The sequence below is a fragment of the Streptomyces sp. NPDC000404 genome (genome assembly GCF_040300365.1).
GTDB classification, from domain to species: Bacteria; Actinomycetota; Actinomycetes; order Streptomycetales; family Streptomycetaceae; genus Streptomyces; species Streptomyces ramulosus.
The window spans coordinates 22,681-38,835 of record NZ_JBEPDN010000013.1; the positions used below are offsets into that span (position 1 = coordinate 22,681).

At 68.5% G+C, this 16,155-nt stretch carries 11 protein-coding genes and 1 pseudogene; 4 read left to right on the forward strand and 8 right to left on the reverse strand.

The annotated features are described in order from the left end of the window. Nucleotides 1–3 precede the first annotated feature (3 nt). From ABT345_RS24345 to ABT345_RS24380, 8 genes and pseudogenes are all read right to left on the reverse strand, one after another. Nucleotides 4–1,455, reverse strand: a complete 1,452-nt coding sequence (locus ABT345_RS24345; protein WP_345091576.1) for a glycosyltransferase family 4 protein — start codon at nucleotides 1,453–1,455, stop codon at nucleotides 4–6. 72 nt (nucleotides 1,456–1,527) lie between these two features. Continuing rightward, on the reverse strand, nucleotides 1,528–2,940 hold the full coding sequence (locus ABT345_RS24350) for a GNAT family N-acetyltransferase (protein WP_345091579.1): 1,413 nt from the start codon (nucleotides 2,938–2,940) through the stop codon (nucleotides 1,528–1,530). A gap of 25 nt (nucleotides 2,941–2,965) precedes the next feature. Next, nucleotides 2,966–3,730: a sugar phosphate nucleotidyltransferase gene (locus ABT345_RS24355; protein WP_345091582.1), complete on the reverse strand. Its 765-nt coding sequence runs from the start codon at nucleotides 3,728–3,730 to the stop codon at nucleotides 2,966–2,968. A gap of 69 nt (nucleotides 3,731–3,799) precedes the next feature. Next, a complete protein-coding gene (locus ABT345_RS24360) occupies nucleotides 3,800–4,768 on the reverse strand; it encodes a Gfo/Idh/MocA family protein (protein ID WP_345091585.1) in 969 nt (322 codons plus the stop codon). Beyond that, nucleotides 4,765–6,120, reverse strand: coding sequence for an NDP-hexose 2,3-dehydratase family protein (locus ABT345_RS24365; protein WP_345091588.1), 1,356 nt, complete (start codon nucleotides 6,118–6,120; stop codon nucleotides 4,765–4,767). Before ABT345_RS24365 ends, ABT345_RS24360 begins: the two co-directional genes overlap by 4 nt. Further along, nucleotides 6,117–7,196, reverse strand: coding sequence for a DegT/DnrJ/EryC1/StrS family aminotransferase (locus ABT345_RS24370; RefSeq protein ID WP_345091591.1), 1,080 nt, complete (start codon nucleotides 7,194–7,196; stop codon nucleotides 6,117–6,119). Before ABT345_RS24370 ends, ABT345_RS24365 begins: the two co-directional genes overlap by 4 nt. Nucleotides 7,197–7,716: 520 nt before the next feature. Beyond that, nucleotides 7,717–8,499, reverse strand: coding sequence for an aminotransferase class IV family protein (locus ABT345_RS24375; RefSeq protein ID WP_345091594.1), 783 nt, complete (start codon nucleotides 8,497–8,499; stop codon nucleotides 7,717–7,719). A gap of 186 nt (nucleotides 8,500–8,685) precedes the next feature. Beyond that, a pseudogene (locus ABT345_RS24380) lies at nucleotides 8,686–8,817 on the reverse strand (haloacid dehalogenase); the annotation flags it as partial. A gap of 226 nt (nucleotides 8,818–9,043) precedes the next feature. On the opposite strand from ABT345_RS24380, the gene ABT345_RS24385 reads away from it, so the two are divergent. The 4 genes from ABT345_RS24385 (at nucleotide 9,044) to eccCa (ending at nucleotide 16,091) form a co-directional block, all read left to right on the forward strand. After that, nucleotides 9,044–9,322, forward strand: a complete 279-nt coding sequence (locus ABT345_RS24385; RefSeq protein WP_345092204.1) for a hypothetical protein — start codon at nucleotides 9,044–9,046, stop codon at nucleotides 9,320–9,322. 120 nt (nucleotides 9,323–9,442) lie between these two features. Beyond that, nucleotides 9,443–10,798 (forward strand): type VII secretion integral membrane protein EccD, encoded by a 1,356-nt coding sequence (eccD, locus tag ABT345_RS24390; protein ID WP_345091596.1) that lies wholly within the window; start codon nucleotides 9,443–9,445, stop codon nucleotides 10,796–10,798. Nucleotides 10,799–10,847: 49 nt separating this feature from the next. Continuing rightward, on the forward strand, nucleotides 10,848–12,059 hold the full coding sequence (locus tag ABT345_RS24395) for a nucleotide-binding protein (RefSeq protein ID WP_345091599.1): 1,212 nt from the start codon (nucleotides 10,848–10,850) through the stop codon (nucleotides 12,057–12,059). Nucleotides 12,060–12,116: 57 nt separating this feature from the next. Continuing rightward, nucleotides 12,117–16,091 (forward strand): type VII secretion protein EccCa, encoded by a 3,975-nt coding sequence (gene eccCa, locus ABT345_RS24400; RefSeq protein ID WP_345091602.1) that lies wholly within the window; start codon nucleotides 12,117–12,119, stop codon nucleotides 16,089–16,091. Nucleotides 16,092–16,155 lie beyond the last annotated feature (64 nt).

Sequence of the window (16,155 nt, forward strand, 5' to 3'; positions counted from 1 at the left end):
CTCCTAATTCCGGATGTATCCGAGGCAGCTCTTGGTGTCGAAGCGCCCCCAGTCGGCGGCGTGCTCCAGGCCGGCGGCGACGGTGTCCTTCGGCAGCTCCCTGGTGGCCCGCACCACGAACGCGCACACCTTTCGCAGCTGGTCGAGCGGCATGCCACTGGACCAGGCCAGGTAGTAGAAGGCATCCGCACCGCGCCCGAGGGCTCGGAACTCCTCATCCGCCGTGGACAGCACCAGGTCCTCGACCGCCCGCGGAGCCCGCCACGGGTCGTCCAGGGTGGGATTGCGTCCCGCGGGCACGGAGAGGTCCTCCCACAGCGCTGCGGTGATCGTGTCCCAGGGGATGAACTCCCGTGCCTGGTGGGCTTCTGCCAGCTCCGCGTAGACCGCCGTGTACTCCGCGGCCAGCGAGCGTGTCGACAGACGCTCGGACAGGGGACGTGCGGCCTCGACGAGCCGTTCCCTGGCCTCCGGGTCGAACCACAGGGTGCGCAGCGCGTGCGCGATCAGTCCGCCGTCGGGTGCGTCCACGTACAGCGCGCCCGACTCACCTCCCAGGTATTCGCCGATGCCCCCGGCCCGCGTCGCGATCACCGGACAACCGGCCGCCTGGGCCTCGACGTTCACCAGTCCGCCGCCCTCCGACTTCGAGGCCACGACGGTGGCGAAGGCGCCCTTCAGCAGGGAAGCGGCCTCCTCGATCGGCACCTCCCCGATGAAGTGGACGCGGGAGGTCACGCCGAGCCGATCGGCGTACTCCTCAAGGGCGGCCCGCTCGCTGCCGTCCCCGGCCACGACCAGCTGGAGCTCCGGGACCTCGTCCGTCAGGAGACTTATCGCCTCGATCGTCTTGTCCACGGACTTGGCGGGCTCAAGCCGCCGCAGCGACAGCACATACGGTCCCCGCAGGGCCGCCTCCTCGTGGGGCTTCGCGGTGCTGAACAGATCGTGGTCGATCCCCACGTAGAGGGTGGGCACCGGGGCCTTCTCCCCGACCAGCAACTCGGTCTGCCGGGCGAGATCGTCCGACGCCGCGTTCAGCAGGTCCGCCCGCCGCATGGCCGGGAGGACGAAGTCCCGTCCGGTCAGCCAGACGAGCCGCGGATCGGGGTCGACCACATCAGGGATGTCGTAGCCGCCGACGGTCTGGATGACCGGCACGTGCCACAGACAGGCCAGCAGCTCCGCGATCATCGGAAGCGGTCGGCGCAGGCCTACGACATGGATGACGTCCGGCCTCCGGACGCTCCGGATGAATTCCTGCAGTTCGGCCGTCAGCGCCCTGAAGTCGGAGGGCAACACCGCGTTGGGGATCCGGTGTATGTGCACTCCATTGCGCACCTCCTCCTTCGGTGTGGTGTCGGGGACATGCCTCGTGAGGACGTCCACGGTGTGCCCGCGTGCGACCAGCTCGGCCCCGAGTTGGTCGATGGGATCCTGCGCACCACCGGTCACCGGGTAATACACACTGCATACGAATAGAATTCTCACTGGATTCCGCTCCTCGCCCGGTCGGCCTTGCCGGAATCAGCGGTTGGCCTTGTACCGCTTTCCCTTCAAGCCGTGCACTTCCTCCACCGGGAACCGATCGATGTTGACGGCCAACTTCTTGTCCGCCGCTTCGATCAGGTCGAAGTCGCAGTAGCGCGCGAGCCGGATCAGGTAGTTGAGGATGTCCGCCGCCTCGAACGAAAGACTGTTCTTGAACTTCCCGTCGTTCCGGAGAAGTTCGACGATCTCGGACTCACTGAGCCACTGGAGTTCCGCCAGCAGTTCGCCGGCCTCTCCGCCGACCGCCATGGCGAGGCTGCGCGCCTCCTCGAACTGATCCCAGCCGCGTTCCTGAACGAACCTGAGGAAGCGCTCGGTGTAGGCCTTCAAACGGTCGGAGTTGCGCCCCAGGTGAGTGGTTTCGCCGGGCATCCAGCCCCACTGGGCGGCTACCTTTCCCACGGAATACGCCTGCGGGAGCAGGCCTTCGAGCGTCCACATCTCGCTCTGGAAGGCTGTCACCACCGCCGGGTCCACGTGCTGGTGCGTGTACAGCTTGTGTGTACGTCCTTCCGCCCAGGACTGAGCGAACCCGAGGGTTTCCTGAAGTGCGTGCCGCGATGTCGCACTCAACGGCATCAGCTTGACCGCGCCACCCTTTTTCGGCCCGAACGCAATCACCGAACTGAGGACGTCGGCTTCGTAACCGAGGTAGATCTCCTTGTACTTGGCCTCCACCTCGCGCGAGCTGCGCCGCTCGTGCCCCGCCACCAGGGCGCGGACGAATTCCTCGTCTATACCGTCGACGAAGACATCCATGCGGGACATCAGGAACCGTTCGAGCTCCTCGTACTTCGACGGGGAGTACTCCTCGAACTTCAGCGGCTCCCGTACGGGCTCGGACCCGTCGCTGTCGATGTCGTAGTAGATCGCGTGCTCCACGACGTCGGGGCGGTACTGGCTGTTCGACTGCGACCCGCATGTCCAGCCGCGGTTCAGGTAGAACGTCTCGATCCAGGAACTCGGCTCGGCGACGGTGCCGTACAGCTGCCGGACGCCGCGGGCCTTCGCCACCTCGACGGACTTCGCGAGCAGCGCGGATCCGGCGCCCTTGGAGCCTCGGAAGTCAGGGTTGACGATGAGCGGGCTGATCTTCATCGTGCCCTGGCGCTTCTCGGCGATGTTCATGACGCCGACCACCTCACCGCCGGCCTCGGCGACGTACACATGCTGTGTCTTCGAGAAGTGGCCCACGGGATCCTTGCCGCCGCCGAGGTGTGCATCGATGATGCGGTCGGCCTGGGCGACGTGGTCACCGTCGTAGTTCCTCCTGAGGGAACCGTGCAAAAGCCCCTGGATGACGGTGCGGTCGGCTTCCGTGGCATCCCTGATGACGATCTCATCGGCCGTGTCGGCCGATATTTCGCTGCTGTCCTGCGGAACAGTCATTTTCGACTCCCCTGTAGAGCATGAATTAGACGAGAAGGTCTCGGCGGGCGACTGCGGCGTCGACCAGGCGGTCGGGCGTACCCACGTCGAACCACCCGGCTTCCTCGGGCACGGCCACTGCGGCAAGGCCTCCGTCATCGATGTATGACTCGAGCAGAGACGTGATTTCCAATTCACCCCGACCGGACGGAGCAATGGACTCCAGCCTCTTCCACATCGAGCCGTCGAAAGAGTAGAGGCCCGTGCACACCTGACCACTGCGGCGCGTGTCGACCTTTTCCCGGACGCGGGAGACCGTTCCGTTCGCGGTGCTCTCGACGACTCCGAAGTCCTTCGGATCGGGGTGTTCGATAACCGCGACCGCGGCGCTGCACCCGGTGTCCTCGGCCTTCTTGAGGATGTCTCCGGCCCAGGTCGAGCTGTACACGTAAAGCGTGTCCCCGAGCGCGACGACGATGCGCTCGTATCCCTCGGGTTCCAGATACTCCCGGGCACAGGCGATGGCGCCGGCGATGCCGTTGGGTTCTTCCTGGACAACGGTCCGGATTTCGATGTCGGAGTATCCGAGCCAGACCGGGATACTCTGGTATATCTCCCTGTCCGCCGCATTGCAGACGAGGACCAGAGTATCGACGCCGCATTCTTGCATCACATCCATGGAGAACGCAATCGCCGGCTTGTCATAAACCGGAAGCAGATGTTTGTTGACAACGCGGGTAGCCGGAAACAGCCGTGAACCGGTGCCTCCTACCAGGACGATTCCGGCGACGCGCTTTTCGGCAGGGTTCATTGCCCTCATTGCCTACCGCCTTCTGGCCCACAGCGGGGCCGTGGTCGATCTACGGTCGAGAGGTATGGGTTACGCGGGAAGGGGTGCCGTTGCTTTTTCCAGCACGGCGATGCGGCGCAGAATGGCCTGGCAGTCGACCAGGCCCGCCGTCTTCGCACCCCGCAAGTGCCTTGTTCCTGCGGTCAGGCACGCGCGGGTCGCGTTGGCCGGCCCGGAGGTCGCGACGACGGCCGGCTCGGGTTCGCCCGGACTTCTTCCGACGATCCTGACCGGAGCGTCCACCGGCGGTGAGAACGCGCGGAGCAATTCCAGACGCCGACGGGAGTCCGCGACGACGACGCTGTTGGCGTAGGAGTCGCCGATGGACCACGATCCGGTGTAGGTGAAGGTGCCCCCGCCGATCAGGCGGCTCGTGAGCGCCACGCCGCCGTCCGTCTCCGAGCCACCGGTCAACACCGCGCCGATGCCGAGGTCTTCGGCAACGGCACCGAGCCTGATCAGCGCGTCGACGCAATAGGTCCCCAGGTCCGCGGCGGCGCCTCCGTGGCGGGGATGCCGGCGGAAGTCCGTCGGTTCTCGCCCCGGTATGCGGAAGACCGCGGAGACCGACACGGGCCCCGTCCAGTCGTCCCCACGTATCCGTTCGAGGAAGCCGGTCCAGGCGGGATGGTACGGGTAGGAGAGACACTCGAAGACCGTGCGGTCGCAGGCACGAGCCATCGTGTCCAGCTCGCCGGCCTCCGCAGCCGTCAGACAGACCGGCTTCTCCGCCAGTACGTGCTTCCCGGCGGCCAGTGCTGCCCGGCAGTCGGCGAAGTGACGGCCGGTCGCACTGGAGATGTAGACGATGTCGACGTTCCGGTCCGCCAGCACCGTGTCGCGATCGGTGACCTCGATCTCTTCGGATGGTACGGCGATGCGCGTCCCGCCGGGATGGTCGGTGCCCACGAGGAGGGGCTCATCGGTGCGGTTCAATTCCCGGAGCAGTGGCGCGGTCCGCCGGCTCAAGTACTCGGAATGTCCCATCGCCGCGATCACGGTTCCAGCGATCCGATCATGATGAGCCCCTTGATCATCGTCAGACAGGTGCGCAGTTCGACGCTGAGCCGGTCACCGCGTTGATCGAGCGCCTCCACCTCCTTCAGCGCCATCCACCGGCCGCCCGGCTGTTCCCCGTCGGCATCGGTGAGCAGTCCCAACTGGTAGGTGGCGATGGCTCCTCGGAACCGGCCGCCTTCCTCGGTGTGCACCGCGGAGTGGACCTCACGGCAGCGGAGGAGCCCCGACGACTCCGCGATCATCGATCGGCGCCGGGACTCCGTCGCGTGGTCGGCGATGTCTCCCCGCTGGAACCGCGCCTCAAGACTGGGTCCGCGGACGGATCCGATCCGCAGCCGTTCCGCGACAAGCAACTCCGGTCCGTCGAGGCCCGGCCGGATCAGCAGCGTGCACTGGCCCATGCCGGCCGGTGCCAGCAGCGGTTGGTCCCAGGACGCGACCTCACGGCCCTGCCCTTCGACGCGGCAGCCCACGACGGAGAAGAACCGACGCTGTCGGTGCTCGATACTTTCCGCCATTTGCCAGTGCGACAGCTGGTCCAGAGGCACGCGTTCAGGCTTCGAGCCCGTCGGTCCCGGTTGTCGTCCGTCCTGGCGCGGTCCGCTCCTTGCCGAGCCGAGGGCGTTCGGGGACGCGATGGCCTCCAGCGGCCACATCGACAGAACCGACCGCAGATCCATATTGAGCAGACGGCTTTCCAACGCCGCCGCCAGCAGAACCGGTATCGGTACCCAACGGCTTCCCGGAACGGTCCGCGCGATATCGACGGCTTCCTTTACGTCGAGCAGAATGATGCGGTTACGGTTGACCTTTCCGAGAAACCATGACTCCTGCTCGCGCTGCACACCATCGGCAAGCGTGCACACCTCCTCCGACAGCGCGATCTCGGCGGCAGGCACCCGCTTTCCGCCGTGCGCGGCCTCGTAGTTGCTGCGAGTGGCCTGCACGGTCGGCGCGACTTCGATGCCGTCAGGAGTGCCCGGTTCGAATTTGAAAGTGATCAGGCCATGGAACTCACCGTCGAACTGCGCGACGAAAAGGCACAGCATTCCGACTTCACGCTGCTCGATGAGCGGCTGTTCCAGAGGTTGATTCGGATCCGAAAGATCTCTTGCGCCGATGACCCGGAAGAAGCGTCCCGTCTCGTGCGCCAACGCCCCGTCCTCGGTCATGGACCAGGAGCGCAAGTCGGCCAGCGGCACAGGGAGAACGCGTGCGATGAGCGAACGACGCCGGCGCAGGCACTCCGATCGCAGCTCCCGGATGGTGCCCATCACCTGCGTGCTGGATTTATTGATGCCATGCGTACCCCCCGTCGCATGCGCGTTCATGCCACGCATTCGCTTAACCGGTCGCAGACGTAGTCGATTTCGTCGAGACTGATGAGCGGATGGATGGGAAGGCAGATGATTTCGCGGGCGAAACGTTCCGCCACTGGCGTAGGCCGCGTCGTGCCGAGTGCATCGAGCGGAAATTCGCCAAGTGGTCTGAAATAAATCTCGGACTCGATTCCAGCCGCGTCGAGTTCCTTCCGCACACGTTCCCGGTCCTTGACCAGGATCGGTACGGCGAAACCCCCGGAGCGATCGGAGTCGTGGGGTTCGCGCACGAGTTCCACCGGCGAGCCGGCCAGCCGTTCCCGGTAGCGATGCACGATTGACCTGCGCTTCTGCAGTTTTTCCGGCAGGTTCTCCAACTGGGCGAGGCCGACCGCTGCCGCGATGTCGCCCATGTTGTACTTGAAGCCGAGCTCGGGGATGTCGTAGGGGTTCGACCAGGATCGAGCGCCCATGTCGATCCCGAGTCTGCGCAGCCGCTTGGCCCGTTCGGCGGAGGCCGCATCAGGGAAGGTGACGCATCCGCCTTCGCCGATGGCGAGGGCTTTCGTGGCATGGAAAGAATAGGCTTGAATATGCGGTGACTCGCTCATCGGCCGCCCCTGCCACCTGGAACCGATGGCGTGGGCGCAGTCCTCGATGACCGTCACTCCATACTTGTTGGCCATGTCGTTCAGGCCTGCTATGTCGCAGGGGATCCCCGAGTAGTGGACGCCTATGACGGCGCGGACATCCGGCTCCGTATCCAGGATTTCCCGCACCGAATCCAGGTCGATGTTGCCCGTCGCGCGTTCGATGTCGGCGAGAATCACACGGCACTGATGCTGGAGTGCCACTGCCGCAGTCGAGACAAACGTATTGGCGGGCACGATCACGGCGCTGCCCTTGGGCACGTCCGCCACCACCAGCGCAAGATGGAGGGCTGCGGTGCCAGAATTCACGGCAACCGGATGCTTGCCCACCAAATCCGGGCGCGCTAACTCCCGTTCAAACTCTTTCGTTACCGGACCAAGTCCGATCCAGCCAGATTCCAGAACCTCCCGGAGACGCTCCAGTGAGGACGGATCCACTTGTGGTCGGTACATTCTGATTCCGCTTTTCGGCGGGACAGGCTGCATCATTACACGCCCCCTTCACCACTTCCGTGGCGACACTCCAGTCAAAAACTAAAGTACATGCGCGCACACCTAGACGCCCACCAAGAAATCCCCCTCAAGCCGTCTTGGATCGGCGACTTGATCACACTCTATATCGCCTGTGATAAAAGGTAAAGCTTTGGCATGGAACACCGGTCGCCACCTGTGTGACCTGCGCCTATCGAACCCGTGGAGCCCGGACGCGGCTCGCCACGCGCCCCCGTACGCACGCCGGCCCGGTGCACGGGATCGGGGGCAGCGCGGGCCGACGGCTCCGGGGCTGCCGGCCGTCGGCCGCCAAGGGCGCTGTTGCAGAAGTGAAGCCCGGCAGTCCGAGCTGAGGCAGGTGCCGTGCCCGACGACGCCTGCTCCTACCGAACTTCGAGGTCGGCTTGCCGCCGAGAAGGGCGCGACCCGCCTGCCCCTGAAGACGCGGCCGCCCCAGGGGCGTGCCTTACAGCGTCTCGCCGGGAATCGACAGGTACGTGTCGCTGAGACGCGCCAACACCGGGTGCTCGGTGGCGAGTCCGGCCTCGTCGATCGCCGCCAGGGGGCGGACGCCGATGCTCGTGTTCGTCGCGAACGCGGCCGCCATGCCCTTGGCCTGTTCCACGGTGACGGTGGCGACGTGGTGCTCGGCGCGCTCGCGGAGCAGCGCCATGGTGACGCCGGGCAGCACGTCGGCCCGCGGCCACACCACAGCGCCGTCCCCGTCGACGAAGCCCACGTTCCAGGTGCTCCCCTCGGTCACGCACCCGTCGCGGCCGACGAACAGCGCGTCACCGTATCCGGCGAGCTGCGCCGTGCGGCGGGCGTGCAGGGCGCCGAGGAGCCCGACGTGCTTGACGTGGGGAAGATCGCGTTCATAGCTGACGCTCATGGCACGCAGCGGCGCGGGGGGCATCGTGCCGGCCGGGCGTACCGTCACCAGGATGTGCGGATCGCCGGCGTCCGCCAGATGTGCCAGGGTCATGCTCGGGTCGTAAACCGTGACGCGGACGACGCACGGCAGGCCCTGCCCGTCCAGGCTCCGGCGGACGAATTCGCGGACGCGCCCGGTGTCCACATCGGCGCCGAAGACGGCCTCGCAGTCCCGTGCAAGGCGTTCCATGTGGAGTGACAGTCCGCGGATGGTGCCGTCGGCGTCGACGCGCATCGAGGTGAAGTGCCCCAGGTTGGTCAGAGCCAGAGGGAGCAGGTCGTCGGCGGAGACGGGCTTTCCATCGAGCGTCATCATGCCGCCCAGCATGTCAGGAAGGCCCTCGCCCGCGTCAGGTTCACCGGGGCACTGACGGAACCACGTCATGCGAGTTCAGCGCGTTGCCGCCAGGCGGTGACGACGACCTTCCAGGACCACCTCCCGCAGAAGCCGTCGGTCCACCAGGAGTCGGTGGCCTACCTGACGGCATGACCACTACACGATCTGAGCAATGACCGCACCGAACATCGCCGCGAAGGTGTGCCGAGGAACGCCCAACCAATCAGCCCAGGTCCTGTACTCCCGTGTCTCGTCGACCAGGCACTCACCGACATCGAAGACCACCGCGCCAATCACGCGGCCACTGCACCGTGCGGCACACCTACGGAGCAGAGTGCGACTACCTGGCGTGGGCAGCTGGGCCACGGGATGCGGCCGGTGAGAGCCCGGGTGGTGAGGCGACAGAAGCCACAGTGCACCATGATGCGGGGACCCGGATCGGCGGCACGAGTATGGCCGCCAAAGGCTGGGAGTTCATCAGCCCCGGCCCATGCGGCGGGCGATTGAAGCGGCGAGCGAGGACATGGCGCGGGATTACGACAGTCAGTTGCTGGAGTCGGTGGCGGTACGCCGGCGCAGGATGCGTGATGCCCTGTTGTTCGGCGCGCAGCGCGGGCGTCGTGCGGCGGACGAGCGGCTCGGGAAGGTGTTCGCGGGGATCGCCATCACCGCCGTCCTGTGCGCGGGGTGCGTCGGGTGGTCCTTCCTCCAGCACACCCTGGCGAACCAGAAGGCCGAGCAGGAAAAGCAGCAGCGTCAGGTGCAGCAGTACGAGCAGCCGACGAAGCCGGCGAATCCGTAGAAGCCTCCAGATTCAGGATCTTCTTTCGACACCGGGCAGAAGTGACGGCGGAGGCATACCGGACAGACATGTCCTTTTTGCCCGAGAGATCGTCAACATTGCGATGATAGGTTCCCGTAAGTGGTGAGCAGAGCAACGACTTCCCGGGCGCAGCTGAGCCGAGTGACCTTGGTCGGCGAGCGTCGCCGAGCCGACATCGTCCTGCTTTCCGATACGCCTATCGGGCAGTTGCTCCCCGATGTCTTGCAGTTGCTGGGTGACCGCCCCGCTTCGGGGCCGATGTCGCGGCAGCTGGTCACGTCTGATGGTTCCGCTCTGCCGCACGACAGCACGCTGGCGTCGGCGGGGATCGTCGACGGTGCGGTGCTCCGGCTCGTCAGGACACACTCCGCGCCGCCCGCCCCGGTGGTGCACGACGTCACGGACCAGGTGGCGGACGATCTCGATCTGCGGGCCTGGCGGTGGCGTCCCGCTGCACGCCGGGCGAGCGCGGGGGTGGCCACGGTCTCCTTCACGGTGGTGGCCGCGTTGCTGGCCCGGCGGGAGTTCGCGCTGGACGCGCTCGTCGGGCCGTGCTCGGCTCTCGCCCTCGTGCTCTTGGTGGCCGGGCTGCTCGTCACCAGGGTCGGGCAAGGGAACCGGGGCCTGACCACCTCGCTGCTCCTCGCCTCGGGCGGGCTCGGTGTCCTCACCGCGTGGATGGCCGCCGACGCGTATGCCTGGTCCGGTGCGGGACGGCTCGCCGGGGTTGCGGGGGTGCTGGTGCTGATGCTCGGGTGTCTCGGCTACTTCTCGCCGCTGGGCAGGGGTGGGCTTGTCGGCGCCGTGACGACGGCCGTGCTTGCCGTGGTGTGGGAGGCGGTTGCCGCCGTCCAGGGCGATCCGGCCCGGCTCGGCGCCGTCATGGCCGTCTTCTCGCTGGTGCTGTTGGGCGTGCTGCCGCGGCTTGCGTTGATGGCGTCGGGGCTCACCGCGCTCGACGATCGGCGCTCGGGTGGGGTCTCCGTCAGTCGGCATCAGGTGGGGACCGCTCTTGCGGCGACGCACCGGGGTCTTGCGCTGTCGACGGTCGTCACCGCGGTTTCGGCGGTTTCCGCCGGGTGGTTGCTCACCTTGGCCGAGACGCCGACCGTGTGGTCCGCTGTGCTGGCATCGCTCGTCGTCGTGGTGCTGGTGTCGCGTGCGCGGGCTTTTCCGCTGGTCGCCGAGGTCGTGGCGCTCCTGGTCGCCGCGTCGTGTCTCGTCGTGCGCCTGGTGATGGTGTGGATGGAGCACGCGGGGGGTGCCGGGCCGTTGGCCGTGCTGGGTGCGGCTGCGGTGGTGCCGCTGGTGGCGTTGGCGGTGCAGGTGCCCGAGCATGTGCAGGTGCGGCTGCGGCGCGTGGCCGATCTGATCGAGTCCGTGGGCATGGTGGCGCTCTTCCCGCTCGCCTTCGGCGTGTTCGGGGTCTACGGGCAGCTGCTCAACCAGTTCTGAGTCGATGTGCAGGCGCTCCGGGCGCGGCAGGGTGGGGTGAAGGTCAGGCATGCCGAGCGGAGACGGCTGGCAGGGTGAGGTGCTGCGCGACCTGAGGGACGGCGTCCAGCAGGGTGCGCAGGGCCCCGGCGGAGGGGCGCATCAGGGGTCCTCGTCCGGTCCGGGCCCGTCCACGCCACGCGCCCAGGTCCAGGAGCAGTACGGGCAGGCCGCCCACCCGTACCCGGGGCAGGAGCAGCAGGCGGGACACCAGGGCGTCCGGCCGCAGCAAGCCGACCGCCGGGAGCAGAAGCAGCACGCCCCCTCGGCATACCCGTCGGTTCCCCAGCCCTCCGGTGCGTCCGGCTCCCGCCCCGTCGTGGACGAGGCGCTGGCCGACGCCGTACGCCACAAGCCGCAGCGCGGCGAGTCCTTCGCCGCGCGAGCCATACGGGCCCTGCGGCGCACGGTGTCCTCATCGGCGGCGCGTGAGGTCGCCGACGTCACGCGGACCGCCGGGGTGCTTCAGCAGCCGGTGACGACCGGTCGGCAGATCGCCGTGACGTCCATTCGGGGCGGTTCGGGCAAGTCGACCGTCTCGGCGCTGCTCGGCACCGCGTTCGCGCATTACCGGCAGGATCCGGTCCTCGTCCTGGAGGCGGATCCGGCGCTGGGCACGCTGCCGTTGCGGCTCGGTGCCCGGTCGCGGCGCTGGACCACCGGCGAGATCGCGGACCTCGTCACGCCGGACATGACGCTGCTCGACGTCACCGGCTATCTCGTCCAGCTGCCCGACAATGCCTGGCTGCTGCCGGCGAGCCAGGGGCAGATCGGTGCGATGCTGGACAGCCGGGCGTACGAGCGGGCCGTGGTGGCGCTGCGGCGCTACTTCGGTGTGACGGTCGTCGACTGCGAGACGCTGCCCGCCGAGGTGGCCCGGGTCGCGCTCGCCGCAGCTCACAGCCGGGTGCTGACCGCACCGGCCACGCCGGAGGGCATCACCAGCACATACGCGGTGCTCCAGTGGCTGCAAGGGCTGCCCCCGCACGTCATCGCGGGCACCGTCGTCGTACTCACCGAGTTGATGCCGCGCTCGCGGATCGACCTCGACGAGGCCGCCGGGAAGCTCAAGGCCACCGGGGTGAGCGTCCAGGTCCTGCCGTTCGACCGGCACCTGGCGGCGGGCGGGCCGGTGCGGACCGCGCTGCTCGCCCACTCGACCCGGCAGGCCGCCGCGCGCATCGCCGCGGACGTCTTCCACCTCTCCCAGCAGCGTCACTGACCAGATGCCGAGCCCGACCGTGAACAACGGCCGACGAACCGTGAATGACGGACGCCGATGAGTACCCGACTGATCCACCGCCCGGCCCGGACCATCAGGCCCCCGGCCGTCCCTGAGCCCCGCGTCATCGAAGCTCCGCCGAACCTCCCGGAGGGGAAGGCGGGCAATATCGCGATGTCGTTGCTGCCCATCGCGGGCGTCATGTCGTCCGTGGTGATGATGACGGTCGTCCGCAACAGCCAGTTCGCCGCGCTCGGCGCGCTCATCCTCGTCGTCACCGTCATCGGCTCCCTCGCGCTCGTCTTCTCGCAGCGCGGCAAGGCGCAACGCACCCGTCGTACCCAGCGCGAGGCGTACCTCGCCTACCTGGAGGAACTGCGCGAGGAGCTCTCCGTCGAGGAGCGGCAGCGGGGCGAGCGCGCCGATGTCCTCAATCCGCCGCCGACCGCCCTCTACGACGTCGTGCGCGATCCGGCGCGCCTGTGGGAACGCCGTCGCGCCGACCCCGACTTCCTGTCCGTACGCGTCGGCACCGGCGAGATGCCGGTACGGGACGTGCGGATCGCCCAGCAGGACTCGTCGGTGCTCACCCCGCCCGACCGTTTCATGCTCAACGAGGCGTCGGCGCTGATATCCCGCTTCCGCACCGGCACCGAACTCCCCCTCACCGTCCCCCTCGACCGGGTCGGCAACATCAGCGTCGTCGGCCCCCGCGAGGACTGCCTGCGCGTGGTGCGCGCGCTGCTCGTCCAGGCCTCGGCGCTGCACTCCCCCGACGATGTGGCGATGGCCCTGGCCGTGCCGGGCGACCGGCTCGCCGACTGGGAGTGGGCGAAGTGGCTGCCGCAGCTGCTCGACGACGAGCAGTTCGACGGTCCCGTGGCCGCACGCCGCATCGCCCCGTCCGCGCCGCAGCTCGCCCGGCAGCTCGGCCCCGAACTGCGGCGTCGTGCCTCCTACGCGGCCGAGGTGCGCCGCGGCCTGTCCGGCAACGACGCGTTGGCCATGACGTCCCGGCTGCTCGTCGTCGCCGACGGGCACGGTGAGGACGCCGTCGAGCTACCGCGGCCCGACGAGGCGGTCGGCCTGCGCGAGATGGGCGTCACCGTGCTGCATCTGCTCGCGCAGCGGGTCCAGGAGCCGGGGCAGGTCAGCGTCCGGATCACCGTCGACGGCGGTCAGGTGGTCATCGAGGATCTGCGCGGGCCGGAGCCGGTCCTCGCGCACGGCATCGTCGACGAGGTCGGCGTCTCCTTCGCCGAGGGGCTGGCCCGGATGCTGGCGCCGCTGCGCCTGTCCGCCGAGTCCCGCGTGGACGCCCCGTTGACCGGGCCGGTGGACTTCGCCGGTCTGCTCGGCATCGACGACATGGCGCACCTCGATCTGTCGCGGCTGTGGGCACCGCGCGGCGAACGCGCCTTCCTCCGCGTACCGATCGGCGTCAACGACTCCCACGAGCCGGTGCTGCTGGACCTGAAGGAATCTTCCGAACTCGGCATGGGCCCGCACGGCCTGTGCGTCGGCGCCACCGGCTCGGGCAAGTCCGAGCTGCTGCGCACCCTCGTCCTCGCCCTGGTGGCCACCCACCCGCCGGAGGATCTGGCCCTGGTCCTGGTCGATTACAAGGGCGGTGCGACCTTCGCGCCGTTCGCGGACCTGCCGCACGTCGCGGGCGTCATCACCAACCTGGAGAACCAGGCCGGTCTGGTCGAGCGCGTCCACGCCTCGCTCGCCGGGGAGGTCAAACGCCGCCAGCAGGTCCTCAAGGACGCGGGCAACATCGCCGACATCGGCCACTACGCCGCGCTGCGCGCCGACGGGCGGCCCGATCTGGAGCCGCTGCCGCACCTCTTCGTCGTCATCGACGAGTTCGGCGAACTCCTCACCGCCAAGCCGGACTTCATCGACCTGTTCCTGTCCATCGGCCGCATCGGCCGCTCGATCGGCGTGCATCTGCTGCTGTCCAGCCAGCGCATCGAGGGCGGCCAGCTGAAGGGCCTGGACACCTATCTCTCCTACCGGCTCGGCCTGCGCACCTTCTCCGCCGACGAGTCCCGTACGGTCCTGGACACCGCCGACGCCTTCCACCTGCCGCCGCTGCCCGGCTTCGGCTACCTCAAGGTCGACACCAGCCACTACGACCGCTTCAAGGCCGGCTACGTCTCGGGCGCCTACCGCGGCCCCGTACGGCACGAGACGGAAGAGGAGGCCGGCCCTCTCGCCCTCCCCTACGACACGTACAACACCCTCTCCGGCGAAGAAGCCACCGACGCCCAGGAGCCGACGGTGCGGCGTCGCGAAACGGGGCCGACCGAGCTGGGCGTCATGGTCGAGCAGTTGGAGAACGCCGCGGGCCCGGTGCGCCGTATCTGGCTGCCGCCGCTGCCCGACGCCATCGCCCTGGACACCGTCTCCGGGCCGCTGGATGCCGGAGCGCGCGGGATGCAGCTCTCCCGGCGCCGTGGTCCGCTTCAGGTGCCGCTCGGTGTCCTCGACGACCCGGCCAAGCAGTGGCAGGGGCAGTGGTACCTGGACCTGACGGTGGCGGGCGGCCACGCCGCCGTCATCGGCGGCCCGCAGTCCGGCAAGACCACGCTCCTGCGCACCTTCGTCCTCTCGCTCGCGCTGACCCACACCCCGCAGGAGGTCAGCGTCTACGGCCTCGACCTGGTCGGCGGCGGCCTCGCGGCCCTGGCCGGCCTCCCCCACGTGGGCGGTATCGCGGGCCGCGCCGACCGCGAACGCGCCGCCCGCACCGTCGAAGAAGTGCAGGCCATGCTCGCCGCCCGGGAGGACATCTTCCGCGACCACGGCATCGACTCCGTCTCCCAACTGCGCGACCTGCACGCGGCGGGCCGGCTGCCCCAGCTGCCCTCCGCCGAGATCGTCCTCGTCATCGACGGCTTCGGCGCACTACGCGACGACTTCGAGGAGCTGGACGACGACGTCGCCGACCTCCTCAAACGCGGCGGCGGCTACGGCGTCCACGTCGTCGCGGGCATGCTCCGCTGGAACGACGCGCGCATCGCCGTCCAGTCGAACTTCGGCACCCGCATCGAGCTGCGCCTCAACGACCCCGGCGAGTCCAGCGTCGACCACAAGCTCGCCCAGACCCTCTCGCCGGACGAGCCCGGCCGCGCCCTCACCGACGGCAAACTCTTCGCACAGGTCGCGCTCCCCCGCACCGACTCACTCACCGACACCGGCGACGTGGGCACCGTCCTGGAGCGCACGGCCCGGACGATCCGCGCCACCTGGAGCGGCGAGGTCGCCCCACCGGTACGGATGCTGCCGCACCTCCTTCAGCCCGACCTCCTGCCGAGCCCGGTCGCCGAACCCCGACGCGTACCGATCGGCCTCGACCAAACGGCGCTCCAGCCCGTACTGCTCGACCTCTTCCAGCACGACCAGCATCTGCTGATCCTCGGCGACAGCGAATGCGGCAAGACGAACCTGCTGAAGGTCATCGCCGACGGCCTGATCGAGCGGTACGGCGAGGACGAGTTGGTCTTCGCCGTCATGGACCCCAGGCGCTCCCTGCGCGGCGCGATCCCCGAGGAGTTCAACGGCGGCTACGCGTACAACGCCCGGCTGTGCGCGGGCCTCGCCCACGGCATCGCCGGTGTGCTGGACAAGCGGCTGCCCGACGACAGCACGCACCCGCAGAACCTGGAACCCGGCAGCTGGGGCGGCGGTCCGCGGATCGTGGTCCTCGTCGACGACTACGACGTCCTCACCACCGCCGGCCAGGAACCACTGGCGCCCTTCCTCCCCTACCTCCCCTCCGCGATGGACATCGGCCTGCACTTCGTCCTCACCCGTCGCGTCGCAGGCGCCTCCCGCGGCCTCTACGAACCCGTGGTCCAGGGCCTGCGCGAGTCGGGCTCCGCGGCCCTCGTCATGTCCGGCGACCGCGGCGAGGGCCAGCTGTTCCCCGGCGTCCACGCCTCCCCGCAGCCGGCCGGACGCGGCGTCCTCCTCCGCAGGGGCCACCCCAACCGCCTCATCCAGACCGTCCACTCCCCCGCGTGAAACACCGGAGACCTGCCCGCGCACGCCCGCGGGCCACGAGACGGATGGGGGCTTCCGGCCTCCC

Coding starts and splice junctions, on each gene's coding strand:
- ABT345_RS24385 (WP_345092204.1), top strand. CDS start 9,044: ATGGCGCGGGATTACGACAGTCAGTTGCTGGAGTCGGTGGCGGTACGC.
- ABT345_RS24350 (WP_345091579.1), bottom strand. CDS start 2,940: ATGACTGTTCCGCAGGACAGCAGCGAAATATCGGCCGACACGGCCGAT.
- ABT345_RS24395 (WP_345091599.1), top strand. CDS start 10,848: ATGCCGAGCGGAGACGGCTGGCAGGGTGAGGTGCTGCGCGACCTGAGG.
- eccCa (WP_345091602.1), top strand. CDS start 12,117: ATGAGTACCCGACTGATCCACCGCCCGGCCCGGACCATCAGGCCCCCG.
- ABT345_RS24355 (WP_345091582.1), bottom strand. CDS start 3,730: ATGAACCCTGCCGAAAAGCGCGTCGCCGGAATCGTCCTGGTAGGAGGC.
- ABT345_RS24375 (WP_345091594.1), bottom strand. CDS start 8,499: ATGATGACGCTCGATGGAAAGCCCGTCTCCGCCGACGACCTGCTCCCT.
- ABT345_RS24365 (WP_345091588.1), bottom strand. CDS start 6,120: ATGAACGCGCATGCGACGGGGGGTACGCATGGCATCAATAAATCCAGC.